This is a genomic window from Fulvivirga lutimaris (genome assembly GCF_009711525.1).
Lineage (GTDB): Bacteria > Bacteroidota > Bacteroidia > Cytophagales > Cyclobacteriaceae > Fulvivirga > Fulvivirga lutimaris.
This window is the reverse complement of the sequence record NZ_SMLV01000109.1, coordinates 1-1870: the sequence shown is the minus strand read 5'-3', so window position 1 is coordinate 1870 and position 1870 is coordinate 1. Positions and strand designations below refer to the sequence as shown.

2 protein-coding genes are annotated in these 1870 nt (G+C 33.6%); both read right to left on the bottom strand.

All coding sequences use genetic code 11. The annotated features are described in order from the left end of the window. Positions 1 to 907: glycosyltransferase (locus E1140_RS00495; RefSeq protein ID WP_246202644.1), on the bottom strand; the 907-nt coding region annotated here is incomplete at its 3' end. A 46-nt stretch (positions 908 to 953) separates the two neighbouring features. Further along, the gene (locus E1140_RS00490) at positions 954 to 1811 is read right to left on the bottom strand and encodes a sulfotransferase domain-containing protein (RefSeq protein WP_155177995.1); all 858 of its coding nucleotides are present in this window, start codon (positions 1809 to 1811) and stop codon (positions 954 to 956) included. Positions 1812 to 1870: the final 59 nt, after the last annotated feature.

Below are 1870 nucleotides of genomic sequence, written 5' to 3'. Positions count from 1 at the left end.
GCCTGATTCTATTTTCAATCTGAAATAAATTACTTCTATTGTTTAGTCTAAACTTGATACTAGCTAAAAGTGTGGCCTTAAGCACCTTTTTATCAAAATTATCCCTACCGGTGGCATAAAAAAATAATAATACAACACGTTTAAAAATATCCTTATACCAAATAAATATGTTATGAAGAAATCTGTTCTTTTTACCCTTTAAAGTGTTTTTATAAATCTTGAAGATCCCTTCAACTTTACCCTTTTCTGCGGCTCTCTTGAAATAATAAGATTTTGTCATCCTGTCTGAAGGAACTAAATGTTTAAAGTTAAGCCCTTCATCAAAAAGAATCTTCATTCCTAAATAGGAGTACCACAAGCATATTTCATTATCTTCTCCCGAGCTTAAAGAATCACCTTTTCTTCCACTTAGCAAACTTTCAAATCCATTTTGATACATGGTCAACAAGACATTTTTTTTGAGTATCATCCCCGCTCCATAAACAGTTTTCCACTTCTCTTGAACACCCGATTTTTGAGCTTGCCTGCCCACTGCGTAACTATGTGCATATTTATCAAACCAAAAGGGAGGATCTGTTTCAAATTCAGGCTTACCAAAACCTCCAAAAATACCTACTTCTGGATAATTCCTAATTAAAAAAATACTTCTAGTTAGATAATCAGCTTCCAGCCAATTGTCATCATCACAAAACAAAATATAAGGGTATTTTGCCTTTAAAACCCCTTTTCTCCTTGCTTTACTTATTCCAGGTTCCCTCTCATCATAGATAGACAATGGGTAAGGTTCACCCAAATTATACCAAATATGCTCTGCAACCTGAACAGTGGCGTCAGATGAATTATTATTTATAATAATCAACTCAACGCTAGAATCCATACCTCTTTCTAAAAGAGATAAATGCTTCAATGTAATTGGTAACCTCTCAGCACTATTGTAACAACAAATTACTATACTAATCATCCTTCTTCAATAAGTATCCGTACTTTGCAAGATCATTTTCATTAAACAACCCCATCGCTATCAAGTCTTTGTTTTCCTCTCGGAAATCTTCATTTATGCTACTATAAAGTGAGTCATTCCATCGAAACGCCTCATATTTTTTTTGATCAGCCTTCCAAAAAGATGCGATTTTTAAAAATAGCTTCAACTCATATTTTGCCCACTTAGAATTTGACCTAAACAACTTCACATTATTCATCTTCTTTAGTACCAACAGTTCTCTTTCTGTTAAGGCAACATTCTTTTTGACAGTATCAAACTTCTCATCGGGTTTAGTAAGACCGAGTATATTATAAAATCTATTATAATAAGACTCAGGGTTTTGTTTCAATTCCTCGAATAGCAAAAAGTGAATCTTGTGGTGATCAAAGAATGCACTTATCATTTTATATAAAGTAGCATACATGCAATTACTCAAATATTCCATACCCTGACTTGACCTTAGCCATTCATCAAATGATCTATTATATCCACCGTGCCAATGAAAATTATACTTATACCTCGACTCTAAAAGGTCCCTTTGCTCTCTTATGGTTATTATAATTTCAGCTTCTGGATTGAGATTTTTAATCCTCTTAAAAAGCAAGTAAGGTTTGCATAAGTCCTCCATTTGAAGCAGTAAGTTTTCCTCGCTCAGAATGTTGACCTTGCTAAAATCCTTAAATTCAAAAGGTGTTTCCCAATGTTTGAATTGCGCCAAAGTACGTTTCCCGGAATAATTAATCCTGTCATCCTTTCTCAGCAAATACTGCAAGGTGGTGGTACCAGTCTTAGGAAGTCCTAAATGAAAAAATATTTTATCAGATGACATACTTATGGATAAACTTTAAAGTAGTTAAATATTTTTCCTAAAAACCTCCCGTAAACAAC